Source organism: Occultella glacieicola (genome assembly GCF_004353825.1).
GTDB classification, from domain to species: Bacteria; Actinomycetota; Actinomycetes; order Actinomycetales; family Beutenbergiaceae; genus Occultella; species Occultella glacieicola.
The window spans coordinates 1-14,724 of sequence record NZ_SMNA01000014.1 but is presented as its reverse complement, the minus strand read 5'-3'; the positions used below and the strand labels follow the sequence as shown (position 1 = coordinate 14,724).

11 protein-coding genes and 1 pseudogene are annotated in these 14,724 nt (G+C 70.8%); 5 read left to right on the top strand and 7 right to left on the bottom strand.

Annotated elements, in window-relative coordinates; translation table 11 throughout:
• The first annotated feature begins 75 nt into the window (after positions 1-75).
• Positions 76-411: an ArsR/SmtB family transcription factor gene (locus EXU48_RS21450; RefSeq protein ID WP_133109743.1), complete on the top strand. Its 336-nt coding sequence runs from the start codon at positions 76-78 to the stop codon at positions 409-411.
• The gene (locus tag EXU48_RS21445) at positions 408-914 is read left to right on the top strand and encodes an SRPBCC family protein (RefSeq protein ID WP_133109742.1); all 507 of its coding nucleotides are present in this window, start codon (positions 408-410) and stop codon (positions 912-914) included. Before EXU48_RS21450 ends, EXU48_RS21445 begins: the two co-directional genes overlap by 4 nt.
• A 28-nt stretch (positions 915-942) precedes the next feature.
• Here EXU48_RS21445 and narI read toward each other — a convergent pair whose 3' ends face one another.
• The 7 genes from narI to EXU48_RS21410 form a co-directional block, all read right to left on the bottom strand.
• Complete coding sequence (gene narI / locus EXU48_RS21440; RefSeq protein ID WP_133109741.1) at positions 943-1,680, bottom strand: respiratory nitrate reductase subunit gamma; 738 nt, start codon at positions 1,678-1,680, stop codon at positions 943-945.
• Positions 1,677-2,339 (bottom strand): nitrate reductase molybdenum cofactor assembly chaperone, encoded by a 663-nt coding sequence (gene narJ, locus EXU48_RS21435; RefSeq protein WP_133109740.1) that lies wholly within the window; start codon positions 2,337-2,339, stop codon positions 1,677-1,679. The genes narI and narJ overlap by 4 nt, the downstream gene beginning before the upstream one ends.
• Entirely contained in the window at positions 2,336-4,018 is a 1,683-nt protein-coding gene (narH, locus tag EXU48_RS21430; protein WP_133109739.1) for a nitrate reductase subunit beta, read from the bottom strand. Before narH ends, narJ begins: the two co-directional genes overlap by 4 nt.
• On the bottom strand, positions 4,018-7,761 hold the full coding sequence (locus tag EXU48_RS21425; RefSeq protein WP_133109738.1) for a nitrate reductase subunit alpha: 3,744 nt from the start codon (positions 7,759-7,761) through the stop codon (positions 4,018-4,020). Before EXU48_RS21425 ends, narH begins: the two co-directional genes overlap by 1 nt.
• A complete protein-coding gene (locus EXU48_RS21420; protein ID WP_133109737.1) occupies positions 7,758-9,038 on the bottom strand; it encodes an MFS transporter in 1,281 nt (426 codons plus the stop codon). The genes EXU48_RS21425 and EXU48_RS21420 overlap by 4 nt, the downstream gene beginning before the upstream one ends.
• 131 nt (positions 9,039-9,169) lie before the next feature.
• Entirely contained in the window at positions 9,170-10,783 is a 1,614-nt protein-coding gene (locus EXU48_RS21415; protein ID WP_133109736.1) for a peptidoglycan-binding protein, read from the bottom strand.
• Positions 10,784-10,912: 129 nt separating this feature from the next.
• Positions 10,913-11,572: a Type 1 glutamine amidotransferase-like domain-containing protein gene (locus tag EXU48_RS21410; protein ID WP_133109735.1), complete on the bottom strand. Its 660-nt coding sequence runs from the start codon at positions 11,570-11,572 to the stop codon at positions 10,913-10,915.
• A 197-nt stretch (positions 11,573-11,769) separates the two neighbouring features.
• Here EXU48_RS21410 and EXU48_RS21405 point away from each other — a divergent pair, with 197 nt between their 5' ends.
• From EXU48_RS21405 to EXU48_RS21395, 3 genes and pseudogenes are all read left to right on the top strand, one after another.
• Positions 11,770-13,464 carry a phage tail sheath C-terminal domain-containing protein gene (locus tag EXU48_RS21405; RefSeq protein WP_133109734.1) on the top strand — a complete coding sequence of 565 codons (1,695 nt, stop codon included), beginning with the start codon at positions 11,770-11,772 and terminating at the stop codon, positions 13,462-13,464.
• Positions 13,465-13,493: 29 nt separating this feature from the next.
• Positions 13,494-13,874 carry a hypothetical protein gene (locus EXU48_RS21400; RefSeq protein WP_133109733.1) on the top strand — a complete coding sequence of 127 codons (381 nt, stop codon included), beginning with the start codon at positions 13,494-13,496 and terminating at the stop codon, positions 13,872-13,874.
• A 5-nt stretch (positions 13,875-13,879) separates the two neighbouring features.
• Positions 13,880-14,724 (top strand): annotated as a pseudogene (locus tag EXU48_RS21395) (hypothetical protein); the annotation flags it as partial.

Sequence of the window (14,724 nt, the reverse complement as noted above, 5' to 3'; positions counted from 1 at the left end):
CTAGCCGACCGGGCGCTCGCACCCGTTCGGTGATCTCGAGCTTGACGTATGCCGATATGGGTATATGTTTGACCCATGGCTCGAGCAGCGACCACGGCGGACGCGTTCAACGCGGTGGCCGAGCCGCTGCGGCGCGACATCCTCGACGCCCTCGCCGACTCCGAACGGTCGGTGGGGGACCTCGTCGAGGTGCTCGGGCTCGGCCAACCGCAGGCCTCCAAACACCTGCGGGTCCTGCGGGAGGTGGGGTTGGTGGAGGTGCGAGAGGTGGGGCGTCGGCGGTTGTACCGCACGAACGCGCAGGCTCTGCGGCCGATCCACGAGTGGGTCAGTCGCTACGAGCAACAGTGGAACGAACGGTTCGACGCGGTGGACGCCGTGCTCGAGGAACTGAAGGAGAGGGAGTCATGAGCCAGACGACGACGAAGGGCACGGCGGTGCTGACGCTGCCGAGCGACACCGAGATCCTCGTGACGCGTGAGTTCAACGCGCCGCGGCACCTCGTCTACCGGGTGTTCACCGAGCCGGACCTGATCAGGCGGTGGTGGGCCGGCCAGCGCGGCAACGTGACCGTCGCCGAGGTGGACCTGAGGGTCGGTGGGGCGTGGCGGTATGCCCTGGTGGCCGAGGGCGGCTTCGAGGTCGGCTTCCACGGTGAGTACCACGAGATCGTGCCCGACGAACGGATCGTGTGCACCGAGATATTCGAGGGCATGCCCGGCGGCGAGGGGGCGGGCGAGGCGACGCTGATCACCTACACGTTCGCCGAGACCGACGGTCGGACCACGCTCGAGGTGCTGACCGCCTGCAACTCCAAGGAGACCAGGGACGTCATCATCTCCTCGGGGATGGAGGTCGGGATGCAGGAGGGCTACGACCTCGTCGAGGAGCTCGCCGTCGAACTGGACGGCTGAGACGCGTGGCACCGCCGCGGCGCGTGGGTCAGCGGCGCGGGGTGTCCACCCGGTCCCACCCGCGCGGCTGGTTGCGTGAGCCGAGGCGGTCGCTGCGGGAGCGGTACACCACGTACGGCCGCCAGAGGTAGAACAGCGGCACGCTGAACACGTGGACGAGCCGGGTGAACGGCCACATGGCGAAGAGCGCCATCGCGGTCATCGCGTGCAGCTGGAAGCCCAGCGGCGCCTGCGCCATCAGGTCCGGCTTCGGCTGGAAGTAGAAGATGCTGCGCCACCACTCCGAGACCCCGGTGCGGTAGTTGTAGTGGCCACCGAGGTTGAGCACCCCGCCGGCGACGGTGTTCCACAGGCCGAGGAGGATCACCAGGGCGAGCGCGGCGTACATCGCCTTGTCCATCCGGGTGGTCGCCCGGAACACCGGCCCGGTGGTGCGGCGGCGGTAGATCAGGAGGGTCAGGCCGACGAGGGTGCAGAACCCGGCGATACCGCCGACCGAGATCGCGAGGAAGTGGTACAGCTCCTCCGACATCCCGATCGCGTCGGTCCAGTTCTTCGGGATCACCAGGCCCATCACGTGGCCGAGGAACACGAACAGGATCCCGAAGTGGAACAGCGGGCTGGCCCACCGCAACAACCGGTCCTCGTACAGCTGGGAGGACCGGGTGGTCCATCCGAACTTGTCGTAGCGGTAGCGCCAGACGTGCCCGACGATGAAGATCGCGAGGACCACGTACGGCACGATCACCCAGAGCAGCGTGCTCATCGTCTGTCTCCCATGTAGGACGGCGGGGCGAACGGTTCGAGGCCGACCTCCTCCTCCGGCGGCCCGGCGGCGATGAGGGTGGCGATGGCCTTCTCCTCCTCGCCGGCGAGCGGCGGGAGGGTGGCGCAGACGGCGGCGAGCGCGCCGGCGTACGGCGAGCCGACGTCCCGTAGCGCGACCCGCAGGACCTCGAGGCCGGCCCGGTGCTTGATCAGGAGCTCCCGGCCCCAGGCGAGATCGGTGGTGGCCGCGAACTCCAGCACCACGCACAGATGGTCGGGCAGCTCGTCGTCGGAAAGCTCGAGGCCGCTCTGCCGGTAGGCGGACTTGAAGTCGAGCATCGCCATGCCGCGTTTGCGGGTGTCCCCGAACGCGTAGTAGGTCAGGTAGAGGGCCCGGCGCCGGTCCAGGTCGAAGGTGCGCACGTACTCGGCGCCGATCGCCTGGTCGTCGCCCGCGGCCAGGTGGTCGACGAGGCCGCCGAGGTCGCTGCGGGCCGGCTCGGGCAAGGTCCCGACGGCGGTCGCGAGCGCTGGGAGCCGGTCGGTCACGCTTCCGTAGGGGTACTCGAGCAGGAACGCGGCCACCCGGTAGATGAGCGCGTCGGTGCCCTCACCGGCGCGGGGCCGGTCACGGCGCAGGGTCAGCAGTTGCCTCATGAACGGTCCGCCTCGTCGGCTCGATCTTCGCTGCGCCGCCGTGGGAAGAGTCCCGACGGGCTGCCGTTGCCGTCCCAGTTGAGCAGGTTCACCCGGGCGGCCTTGTCGGACGGGTCGGTGCCGAAGTCGGAGGTCTGGCGCCGCTGCAGGGCGGCGAAGTTCTCGACCGCGAGGGGCGTCTGCGAACCCGAACCCTCACCGAACGGGCCGGAATCGACCATGCCCGGTCCGCCGTCGTAGTCCAGTGAGCATTCGGTGGCCAGCTCCTCGAGCCCGTGTGCCTGCTCGGCGTGCGTGGGCGGGATGACATACCGCTCGTCGTACTTGGCCAGGGCCAACAGCCGGTACATGGCCTGGATCTCCGCCCCGGTCATCCCGACCGCGGACGCGATGGACTCCTGCGGTTCGCGGCCCATGTTGATCTCACGCATGTAGGAGCGCATCGCGGCCAGACGCCGCAGCACGCCCGTGACCGGCACCGGGTCGCCGGCCGTGAACAGCTCGGCGAGATACTCCACCGGGATCCGCAGCGTGTCGATCGCGGCGAACAGGTTGCCCTCGTCCTCGGCGTCCTCGCCGGTCTCGGCGACCACGTCGACCACGGGCGACAGCGGCGGGATGTACCAGACCATCGGCATGGTCCGGTACTCCGGGTGCAGCGGCAGCGCCACCTCGAAGTCGTTGATCAGCTTCCAGATCGGGGAGCGCTGGGCCGCGAGCACCCAGTCGTGGGCGATCCCGGCCTCCTCCGCGGCGCGTATCACCGCCGAGTCGTGCGGGTCGAGGAAGCAGTCCCGCTGGGCGCGGAGCAGGTCCTTCTCGTCCTGCACCGAGGCGGCCGCGAGCACCCGGTCGGCGTCGTAGAGGACCAGCCCGATGTAGCGCAGCCGACCCACACAGGTCTCTGCGCACACCGTCGGCAGACCCACCTCGATGCGCGGGAAGCAGAACGTGCACTTCTCCGCCTTGCCGGTGCGGTGGTTGAAGTAGACCTTCTTGTAGGGGCACCCGGTGACGCACTTGCGCCAGCCGCGGCAGGTGTCCTGGTCGACCAGGACGATCCCGTCCTCCTCGCGCTTGTAGATCGCGCCGGACGGGCAGGACGCCGCACACGCGGGGTTCAGGCAGTGCTCGCAGATCCGCGGCAGGTAGAACATGAACGTCTGCTCGAACTCGAGCTTCACCTTGCTCGAGACCTTCGCCAGCACCGGGTCACCGGGCACGATCTCGGTGGAGCCGGCCAGGTTGTCGTCCCAGTTCGCGCTCCAGCTGATGTTCATGTCCTTGCCGGACAGCAGCGACTTGGGCCGGGCCACCGGGGTGTGCCCCTGGGCCGGGGCGGTGGTCAGGGACTCGTAGTCGTAGGTCCACGGCTCGTAGTAGTCGCTCATCGAGGGCATCTTGGGGCTGGCGAAGATCGTGGCGAGGTTCTTCAGCCGGCCGCCGGCCTTGAGCTTGAGCCGGCCGCGCTTGGTCAGGGTCCAGCCGCCCTGCCAGGTGTCCTGGTCCTGGTACGTGCGCGGATAGCCCTGCCCGGGGCGGGTCTCCACGTTGTTGAACCAGACGTACTCGGTGCCGGACCGGTTCGTCCACGCCTGCTTGCACGTGACCGAGCACGTGTGACATCCGATGCACTTGTCCAGGTTCATCACCATGGCCATCTGTGCCATGACGCGCATCAGTACTGCACCTCCTGGGAACGGCGGCGGATCAGCGTGACCTCGTCGCGCTGGTTGCCGGTGGGACCGATGTAGTTGAACGCATAGGACAACTGCGCGTACCCGCCCACCAGGTGCGTGGGTTTCATCATGATCCGGGTCAGCGAGTTGTGGATGCCGCCGCGCTTGCCGGACTTCTCCGACAGCGGCACGTCGATGAGCCGGTCCTGCGCGTGGTGCATGTACACGGTGCCCTCGGGCATCCGGTGCGAGACGATCGCCCGGGCCACGACCACCCCGTTGCGGTTCACGCACTCGATCCAGTCGTTGTCCGCGACCCCGATCTTCTCGGCGTCCAGGTTGGACATCCACACCGCCGGCCCGCCGCGGGACAGGCTCAGCATGAGCAGGTTGTCCTGGTACTCGGAGTGGATCGACCACTTGTTGTGCGGAGTGAGGTAGCGAACTGCGATCGTGGCGCCCGCGGTACCGTCGGCACTCTGGCCGATGGCGGTCTCCCCGAACAGCACCGCCATGTTCAGGGGCGGACGGTAGACCGGCATGTTCTCCCCGATCTCGGTCATCCAGTCGTGGTCCAGGTAGAACGACTGACGCCCGGTCAGGGTGTGCCACGGCTTCAACCGTTCCACGTTGATCGTGAACGCCGAGTAGCGCCGGCCACCGCTCTCCGAGCCGGACCACTCCGGTGAGGTGATCACCGGGGTCGGTGCCGCCTGGGTGTCGGCGAACCGGATCCGCTTGCCCTCGTGTTCGGCGGCCAGGTCCGCCAACTGCTGGCCGGTGCGCTGTTCGAGGGAGTGGAACCCGGCGGTGGCCAGGTGCCCGTTCGTGGTACCGGACAGGGACAGGATGAACTCGCACACCTGCCGGTCCTGCTCAAGAGCAGGCCGGCCCTCCGCGACGCCGCCGCGGGCCGGACCGTTCAGGTCCCGGAGCAGGTCCACCTCGTGGGCCAGGTCGAACGTGATCCCCTTCGTGGTGGCGCCGAGTTTCTCCAGCAGCGGGCCGGCCGAGCGCATCTTGTCCGCGACGGCGGTGTAGTCGCGTTCGACGACGACGAGCTTCGGCATCGTCTTGCCGGGGATCGGCTCGCACTCGCCGAACTTCCAGTCCTTCACGATGCCCGACGGCGTGGCGAGCGCGTCCGGGGTGTCGTGCGTGAGGGGGACGGCGACCAGGTCCTTGCGGGTGCCGAGGTGCTCGCCGGCCTGCCGGGAGAACTCCGCGGCGAGGTTGTGGAACGCCTCGAAGTCGGTGCGCGCCTGCCACGGCGGCGCGATCGCGGGGTTGAAGGAGTTCACGTACGGGTGCATGTCCGTGCTGGACAGGTCGTGCTTCTCATACCAGGTGGCCGCCGGCAGGACGATGTCGGAGAACACCGTGGTGGAGGTCATCCGGAAGTCGAGGGTGAACAGCAGGTCGAGCTTCCCGGCGGGCGCGTCGTCACGCCAGACCACGTCCCGTGGGCGCTTGTCCTCCTGCGTCTCGGTGGCGTTCACGGCGTGGTCGGTCCCGAGCAGGTGCCGCAGGAAGTACTCGTCGCCCTTCGCGGAGCTGCCGAGCAGGTTCGAGCGCCAGATGCCGAGCACCCGCGGGAAGTTCTCCGGAGCGTCCGGGTCCTCCGCGGCGAACCGCAGGTCCCCGCTCTTGAGCTGGGCGGGGACGTAGGTGGCGACGTCCTGACCGGCGGCCTCCGCGTCGTCGACCACCTGAAGGGAGCTGCGGTCGAACGTCGGGTAGGACGGGGACCAGCCGAGTCGGGCGGACTGGGCGAGGATGTCCGCCGTCGTCATGCCGGCCCACCGGCCGCCGGGGCGGCCGGAGAGCTCGTCCGCGGTGAACGCGTCGTAGCGGAACTGGTCGGTGTGCAGGAACCAGTACGCCGTCTGGATCATGTGCCGCGGCGGGCGGGACCAGTCCAGGGCGTTCGCGTACTGGGTGAAGCCGGTCAATGGGCGGACCTTCTCCTGGCCCACGTAGTGCGCCCAGCCGCCACCGTTGCGGCCCTGGCTCCCGGTGATCGTGGTCAGGGTGAGGAACGCCCGGTAGATGGCGTCGGAGTGGAACCAGTGGTTCGTGCCGGCGCCCATCAGGATCATCGACCGGCCTTGGGACTCCTCGGCGTTCGCGGCGAACTCCCGGCCGATCTTCGCGGCCTTCTTCGCCGGCACGCCGGTGATGGCCTCCTGCCACGCCGGCGTGCACGGAGAGGAGGGGTCGTCGTAGCCGGTCGGCCAGTGGCCCGGCAGACCGGGGCGCCCGACGCCGTACTGCGCGAGCAGCAGGTCGAAGACCGTGGTGACCAGGTGCCCGCCGACCCGCCGCACCGGGACGCCGCGAACGATCGCGGCAGCGGCGCCGTCGGGGGTGTCGAACCGGGGCAGGCTCACGGGCACCGCGGCCGGCACCGTGTCCGGGCCGGGCGGAGCACCGGCAGCGGCGGCGTCGGCGATGCTGAGCGCCGGGACCGTGTCGCCGAGCTCGAGGTTCCACTTGCCCACGCCCTCGTCGCCGAAGCGGAACCCGAGCGAGCCGTTCGGGACCACGGGGGCCCCGGTGGAGGAGTCGAGCACCACGGTCTTGAACTCGTCGTGCTCACCCCGGCCGGGGGTGCCCGCCGGCAGGTCCGCGGCGGTGAGGAACTTCCCCGGGACGTAACCCTCGCCGTCGGGATCGAGCCGGATCAGGAACGGAAGGTCGGTGTAGGAACGGGTGTAGTCGACGAAGTACGGGGCACGCCGGTCGACGAAGAACTCCTTCAGCACGACGTGCCCCATCGCCATCGCGAGCGCACCGTCGGTGCCGGGGACGGGCGCGAGCCACTCGTCGGCGAACTTCACGTTGTCCGCGTAGTCCGGTGCGACCGCGATGACCTTCTGGCCGCGGTAGCGCGCCTCCACCATCCAGTGCGCGTCCGGGGTGCGAGTCACGGGCACGTTCGAGCCCCACATGATCAGGTACCCGGCGTCCCACCAGTCGCCCGACTCCGGCACGTCCGTCTGGTCCCCGAACACCTGCGGCGAGGCGACCGGCAGGTCCGCATACCAGTCGTAGAAGGACAACATCGCGCCACCGATGAGGGAGTAGAACCGCGATCCGACGCCGTGGGAGACCATCGACATCGCCGGGATCGGGGAGAACCCGGCGATCCGGTCGGGCCCGTAGTCCTTGATGGTCGCCACGTGGGCGGCGGCGATCATCTCGATCGCCTCGGCCCAGCCGGCCCGGACCAGGCCGCCCTTGCCGCGGGCCGACTTGTACCGCTTGGACCGCTCCGGGTCGCCGGTGATGTCGCGCCACGCGAGCACGGGGTCGCCGAGGCGGGCCCTGGCCTCCCGGTACATCTCGAGCAGGACGCCGCGCACGTACGGGTAGCGGACCCGGGTGGGGGAGTAGGTGTACCAGGAAAACGCGGCGCCGCGCGGGCAGCCCCGGGGCTCGTAGTCGGGGCGGTCCGGGCCGGCACTCGGGTAATCGGTCTGCTGTGCCTCCCAGGTGATGATGCCGTCCTTGACGTACACCTTCCACGAGCAGGATCCGGTGCAGTTGACCCCGTGGGTGGAGCGGACCACCTTGTCGTGGGACCAGCGGTCCCGGTAGAACGTGTCCGCGTCCCGACCACCCTGCTGGTGCAGCGTGCGTAGGTCCGGGGAGACCTCCTTCGGCTGGAAGAACCGCCGGGCCTTGAGCAGGCCCTCCACTATCCCGGTGTCCAGCCCGGGCGGGGTCTGCTGCGTCGTCATGACGGGTTCCTTCCGGTCGGTGCTGCGGGGCCTGGGTCCGTCGTGGCCGGGTGGCCGCTGCTCTCGGACGCCGCGGCGGCCTCGGCCCGACGCCGCGCCGCCGTGCGCACCGGACCCCAGGTGAAGGCGGCCATGCCGAAGGCGACCAGGGCGAGCAGGGCGTAGCCGAGCGTGTAGTTGCCGAGGGCGTCGTACGTGGCGCCCATGACCAGCGGCGGCACGAAGCCGCCGAGGCCGCCGGCGGCGCCGACCACGCCGGTGACGGACCCGACCTTGTTGGGCGGGGCCACCTGCCCGACGAGCGCGAACGTGGCCCCGGACGCGGCACCGAGGGTGGCGGCCATGCCCAGGAACGCGGCCGTCGGGATCGGCACCAGCGGGAGCCCGATGGCGTCGATGGCCGCGAACACGCCGGTGGCCACGAAGCTCACGAGCAGCACCTTGATCGCACCGACCCGGTCCGAGAGGGCGCCGCCGACGGGGCGGGCGATCACGGCCAGGATCACGAACACCGCCGTGCGGAACGAGGCGTCCGTGCCGGTGAGCCCGTACGCGTTCACCAGGTAGGTCGGCAGGTACACGCTGAACGCGACGAAGCCGCCGAATCCGAGCGCGTACAGCGCCGCGAGCTGCCAGGTGACCCCCAGCCGCATCGTTGCGACCGTGTTCGCGATGAAGGAGCCGGTCGGCTCGGGACGGTCCGGGGACTCCCGGAGCAGCAGATAACTCGCGACGGCGTAGATCGCCAGGATCACGCTGACCAGGACGAACGGTGCCTCCCGCCCGAAGGCGTCGGCGAGCGGCACCGTGGTGAACGCCGAGACGGCGGTCCCGGCCGTGCCCATTCCGAAGATCCCCAGCGCGGCGCCGCGCTTGGAGACCGGGTACCAGGAGGAGACGAACGGCACCCCGATCGCGAACGTGGTGCCACCCAGGCCCAGGAAGAAGCCGCCGAGCAGCATCATCGCGTAGGAGTCCGCGACGAACGCGATGAACAGCACGGGGACGATGGTGAGCACGCTCACCAGGGGGAACATGAACTTCGCCCCGAGTTTGTCGGTCAGCGCCCCGATCGGGATCCGCCCCAGCGATCCGACCAGCACGGGGATGGCCACGAGGGTGGACTGCTGGAAGCCGGTCAGGCCGAGCCGGCCGCCGTAGTCGCCGCCGAGTGGCGAGATCAGCGACCAGGCCCAGAAGTTCACGCCGAACCCGACCGTGGCCAGGACCAGCATGACGGTCGCTCGCGACCGCTGGCCCCGCTCCAGGGGCGTCATTGCCCCATCTGCTGTGTTCGATCCGGACATCGATCCCCGCCGTTCGTTGGCCGCACGATCAACCTCGGATCGAACCTAGCAAGGGCCGCAAGGGCGCGCCGTGTAAAAACGTCCGGCGCGCCCGGCATGGGCTACCGGAGCCGGTCCGCCAGCTGGGCCTCGTAGAGCGACTCGGGCACGAGCCGATCCCGGCCGGTGCCCTCGATCCATCCCTCGGGATGGGCGAACGGGCCGTCGCCGCTGACGTCCCCGGAGCACCCGATCGCGTAGTTCTGGCCGGTGGGTGGGCGCTGGATGATCAACTGGGTACCGGCGGTGTCGGTGTTCCAGGCGACGGAGTGGACCGCGGACCAGCCGTGACCGGTGCCGTAGTCGCCGCGGTTGTAGAGGCCGATGGTGCGTTCGCTGTTCGGTGCGATCTCGGTGTGGTTGTCGAACAGCAGGCCCTGGGTCCACTGCCGGTGCCCCTCACTCGAGGTATGTGACCCGGTGGCGGTGGTCCGGTGGAAGACCGCGCCGGAGACCGAGCTGGTCCCGTTCGAGACGAACGCGTGCCGGGCCTCGCTGGCATGGCAGTCGCTGAACAGCACCTGCTGGGAGTTGCGCTCCAGGTTGAAGTTGTAGCGCATGCTCCCGGTGATCTCGGAGACCGGGTCCAGGGCGTGGCAGGAGACGACCGTGGCCCGGGTGGTGGTGCCCGTGACGATGCCGGACTGACTGAAGTGCAGCACGGTGCACCGCCGCACCCAGGCGTCCTCGGCCTGCCGGATCCGGATCGCGTGCTTGGCGTGGGACCCGTTCTGGGTGGTCGGGCCGTCGTAGGCGACGTCCACGCGCACGTCCTCGATGCCGACCTCGGTGACCCGGCCGGCCTGGTCCCACACGTAGACGTAGCTCTGGGACAGGGACCGGTCAAGGGTGGTGAACAGCGGCACGTCGACGCTCACCCGGTTTCCGCTGATCGCGGTGACGTACCGGTTGAAGATGATCGGGAGCTGGCCCGGGGTCCACGGGTCGTCCGCGCCGGTGCCGCCGCCGTCCACGGCGTCGATCCACTCCTGCGTGCACGGGTGGACGATGATGAGGTTGTCGCCGACGGCCAGGCCGGAGGCGTCCGCGACGGTGAAGGAGGCGTCTGCCACCCTGACCAGGTCGCTGACGATGTCGGTGCGGGTGCCGGGCACCGCACCGTCCCAGTCCCCGTTGTCGCCGATGATGACGGCACTGCGCTCCGGGTCCCCGTCCTGTGGCCGGATGATCGTGTTGGTCGCCGGGTCGGGCCCGTCCCCGACACCCCGGATGACCACGCCGCTGTAGGGCTGGTCGATGGTCCGGCTCACCGGGTACGTGCCCGCCTCGAGGAGCAGGGCCCCGCGGAAGCCGTCCGCGCCCACCGGGAGGGCCCCGACCACGGCGATCGCGGCCTCGATGTGGTCGTGGTTGTCCGCGCCGCCCGGCAACGGAGCGATCGAGTGCGCGACGGGCACGTCCGGCAGCTCCCGGCCGCCTCGGTGGTACCCGGCGTGCCCGAAGTCCGGGATCCGGTGCCCGTCGCGGCGGGGATACACGAGCCCGCCGCGCCCGGTGACCCGGACGAGTTCCGAGGTCCAGGCTCCGGGGGCGCGTGGTGCCGGGGAGGGCCGACCGACGGTCCCGGGTCCGGCGTGGGCGGCGGTGACGGACGATCCGCCCACCGCGCCGACGGTGGCCGCACCCAGTAGGAATCCTCGACGTGAGATCTGCACAACTTCCTCCTTGAAGTCTGGCGGAACCCCGATGATGGGTGCCGCCCGGAGGAGGAGGCGTACCGGTTGCCAGATGTTGTCCCGAACTTGGGTATGCGCTTTCCGATTGACCGGGGCCGCTCCCGGCGCTCAGGCCAACGCCGTCCAGTTCCCCTCGGAGACCACCTCGACGAAGCCGTCGACGACCGCGATGGCCGTCTGTTCGTCGATGGCGTAGGCAGGACCGTCGATCTCGGCAGCCCAGCGCTGTGCGGCCGCCATGGTGTTCGTCGGGAAGGCGTCGAGGTGCGGGAAGATCGAGAAATCGACGACCCCGAGCGTGCGGTCGTCCGTCGCTCCCGGCCACTCCACGAAGTAGTGCCCGATCCTCGGCGTCATCACCATGCTGCCGGCGCTGACCCCGACCCAGACCGTGTCCGGCAGTGACGGCAGCAGGTCGGCCAGGCCGGACTCGCGCATCCAGTGGGCCAGGTAGGTGGCGTCGCCGCCGTCGACCAGAAGCACGTCCGCCTCCCGGACCCACGGCACCCAGCGGTCGGCACCGATGCTGGGCAGCGCGGTAAGCTCGAGGACACCCAGCGAGGCCCAGCCCAGGCCGGTGAAGTGGCGGAAGTCGTGATCGGCGGCGATCAGACCCCGAACCGATGCCGGGCCGCACATCGGGTGGCCCCACTGCGCCGTCGGGACACACAGGGCGGCGCACTCGCCGATCGGCTTGCCGAGCAGCTTCTCGAGCGCCGAACGGATGCTCGGGTTCGTGACGCCGCCCGAGGTGAGCAGGAGTTTCATGGTGGCTCCAGGGCACGCGGAGGGTGGACGTGGGTGCAGACCCGGGCCGGTGCCGGAACTCATCGCACTTCCGGATGCCCGAAAGGGCATAGCGACGCCCCCCGGGCGCGAGGACCATAGGAGTCACCCTGAGCGGACGCTCACGCCTCGTGTGGACCTGACCCACGTCCGCTCGCTTCCACTGTGGGGAGCGGACCATGCCCGTACTCGTCGTCCCGGGAGTCTCGGTCGAAGCCAGTTTCGACGTCCTGCCGCCGCTGCCCGCGGCGGCCGGCATCGTGGGTGTCGTCGGGATCGTCGACCGACCGCCACCGCAGCCCGCGCTGGTGGGTGTGAGCAGGGTGGCCGAACTGCAGGACCTGCTCGGCCCGGGCACCGTCGCGTCGATGCCCGAGGCCGCGCACGCACTGTTCAGCGGCGCCCGGGAGGTCGTGGTCTCCGCCGTCACGGGGGGCGCTCCCTCCCGCGCGACGTTGGTGAACCCGGCCGGGAATCCGGCGGTCCGGCTGCGGGCCCGGTCCAGCGGCGCGTGGGCGGACCGGCTCTCCGCGGATGTCCGGGCGGTCACCAACGCGGCCGGCGACGTCGTCCGGGTGACCCTGCGGATCCTGCTCGACGGCGCGGAGGTGGAGCGGTTCGACGACCTGGTGGTCGAGCCCGGAGAGTCGCTCGACCTGTTCGACGTGGTCAACGCGAGGTCCGCCCATGTGGTCGCCGTCGAGCCCGGGTTCGAGGGTGACGACCCCGCCGAGGGCAGCTATCCGCTGTCCGAGGAGGGCACGGTCGCCGTGCCGCAGGACGGGGCGCCCGGCACCATCCTCATGGACGTCAACCTCGCGCGCGGGGCGGAGCCCGACGGCGTCAGCGTCACCATCGAGGGATCCGACGACGAGATCTCGGTCGAAGTGCTCCGCAACGGCGCCCGGCAGGAGCTGCACGAGCACCTGACCATGGACCCGGACTCGGCCCGGCACCTGCCCGCCGTCCTCTCCGCCCAGAGCCGGTTCGTCCGGGCGACCGCCCGCAGCTCCCTCGCCGAGGGGGAACGGCTGCCACGCGCGACCTCCGCGCCGGTGGCGTTCACCGACGGTGCCTCCCCGAACCTGGCCGCCTACCGGGCCGCCATCGACCTTCTCGCCGAGGACCCCCGGATCGACCTCGTGCTCGCCTCCTTCGAACCGACCCTCGCCACCGACGCCGTGGTGTCGATCCACCAAGCCCTGCTCGCACACGCGGTCGTGATGACCGATGCCGGGGCACCGCGGATCGCGTTCGGGTCGGTACGCCCGGCGGACGCGGCGGACCTCGACGCGATCCGGGACCACGCGGCCGCGGTCCGCAACCGGCGGTTCGTGCTGGTGGCACCCGCCGGCGCCGCCGGCGTGGTCGCCGGCCTGATCGGGCGGATGGAGCCGCAGGAGTCGCCCACGTTCAAGGGCGCTCCGCTGCTCGGGATCGCGCCGGCGCGTTACCGCGAGAGCGAGCTCAACCGCCTGCTCGGGCCGTCCACGAACCTGCTCGTGGTGCAGCAACGCGTCGGCCGTGGCGTGGTCGTGCTCAAGGGCATCGACACGAGCGGCGACCAGATCTCGGTGACCCGGGTGGCGGACCGTTGCATCCGGGAGACGAAGGCGACGGCGGAGAACTTCATCGGCCGCCTCAACTCCGCGGACGCGCGTACGGCACTGAAGCAGCAGCTCGTCGCCGTGTTCACCCGGATGGAGCGGGCCGGCGCCCTGGTGCCGAGCACCGACGGCACCGACCCGGCGTTCATCGTGGACGTCTACTCCACCCAGGCCGACTTCGCACAGGGCATCGTGCGGGTGGACATCGCGGTGCGCCCGGTCCGGGCCATCGACTACGTGTACGCCACCATCCGCGTCAAGAACTGACCGCGGAACCCAGGAGAGGGTGACAGGACATGGCCACGGTATTCGCGGCGACCGAGAGCTCGGTGCTCGTCGACGGCCAGCCGGTGGAGGGCGTTCAGGGGATCGACTACCGGATGCGGCGGGCGCGCAGCAACGTGTACGCCCTCGGCAGCACGGAACGGGTCGGCGTCACTTCCGGCGCGTACGACGTCGACGGTCGCCTCCGGGTCGCGTCGGCGTCGGTCGCGCTGGACGCCCTCACCGGGGAGCAGCTGTTCCAGATCGTGGCCAATCTGCGCCACGGCGAGACCACGTCGACGGTGACGTTCGACGAGTGCTTCCTCACCGCGAAGACCTTCGACCTGACCGTCGGGGGCACAGGTGAGGCCGTCTACTCGTTCAGCGCCGCCCGGGTGCGTGAGGAGAACTGACCGACATGTCCGCGTCTGGAGTCGTGCTCGACCTCGGCGCCGGGCGGGCCGTGGTGGGCGACCGAACAATCGAGGTGGCCCCGACGGGATCGGGCGGCGGGCTGCGCGTGGGTGGCACGGTCCTGCGTCCGCTCGGGTTCGGCGAACGCTCGCGCGTCGTCGCCGAGTCCGACGCCGTCGCTCCGGGTGACGTCGCCGCCGTTGCCGCCGCGGTGCTGGCGGTCGCCCGCTCCGCGGACGCCGGGGAACCCGCGCGGGGGGACGAGCACCCGCGCGTAGTGTTCGAGGCGCTCGCCCTGCACCTGGCGGGTGCCCGGACGGTGGGCCGGACACCCGGGTTCGCGGAGGTGGCCGCCCTGGCAGCACGGGGCTTCGGCTGGGCCGCCGAGCAGGTGCTCGGCGCGGACGCCGATGTCCTCGACCGCCTCGTCGATGCCCTGGTCCCGGCGACCGACGACGATGCTCCCGGCTGGACCCGGATCCGGCTCGACGGCGTGGCCGGCCCGGACCTCCCGACGGACGCGGGGGCCGTGCGGGACGCACTGGCGCGCGACCTCCTCACGCGGGCCGCGCGCGCGTACTCACCCGATGCGGTGGCGCAGGCCCCGGCCGGCGTGCGCGGACCCGACGGGACGAGCCCACGTCCCGACGTGGTGGTGCCGTTCGGCGCGTGGTCGGCGCCGCCGGACGCAGCGGCGGCAGGGCCCGACGGCGGAACGTCCCCGGGCACACCGGCTCCACCATGGTCCCGGGTCTACCCGGCCGGCCGTGTCGACACGGCCGGCCCGGCGGGCCGGTCCGAGCCCGCCGGCCCGGCACCGGTCGGCGACGGGCCGCCGGAGCCGGGGTG